This is a genomic window from Shewanella sp. KT0246 (assembly GCF_019654955.1).
Classification (GTDB): domain Bacteria; phylum Pseudomonadota; class Gammaproteobacteria; order Enterobacterales; family Shewanellaceae; genus Shewanella; species Shewanella goraebulensis.
The window spans coordinates 1-681 of the sequence record NZ_BPEV01000110.1 but is presented as its reverse complement, the minus strand read 5'-3'; the positions used below and the strand labels follow the sequence as shown (position 1 = coordinate 681).

The window sequence follows — 681 nt, the reverse complement described above, 5'->3', positions numbered from 1 at the left end:
ACCAATAGACATAAGTCCTGCCATCACTATATATGCGGTTTGCCAAGACGTTAAACTGTATGCTTCGCTATTGGGCTCTATCCAAGCAGCAATAGTTAATGCACCTGCTGTAGCTACAATCATGGCGCTGCGGTACCCGACCTGGTAAGCGGCGGCAAGTGCCGCCTGCATTTTTACAGGAGCAGACTCAATCCGAAATGCGTCAATAACAATATCTTGTGTAGCAGAGGCAAATGCAACCATTAGCGCAAATAGTGCTAGCCTTTCAAGATCTGCTAACGGGTCACTTTGACTCATTCCGACAATCGCTGCTACAAGTAAAAGTTGGGCAAACATCATCCAGCCGCGTCGGCGCCCCAATAGTCGAGTGAATATAGGAAGCGACATTCTGTCGACAAGTGGTGACCAAGCCCACTTAAACCCATAAGCTAGTGCTATCCAGCTAAAGTAACCAATTGCTGTACGGTCAACACCAGCTTCCCGAAGCCAGAACGACAACGTTGAGAATACCAACATTAACGGTAGGCCTGCGGAAAAACCGAGCAATAACAGGATAAGAACCCGTTTATGACAATAAATTGATGCAGCGTCTTTAAAACGCGAAAAGAAAGAATGCACGGGGGCGAACCACCTAAGGTAGGGAAATAACAATGAGTTCAACTAGCTTACGTAGGACGGTGC

Annotated in this window: 1 pseudogene; it reads right to left on the bottom strand. The window is 47.0% G+C overall.

Features of this window, described 5'->3' with window-relative positions:
- Window positions 1–618: pseudogene (locus tag K5Q58_RS20650) on the bottom strand (AmpG family muropeptide MFS transporter); the annotation flags it as partial.
- Window positions 619–681: the final 63 nt, after the last annotated feature.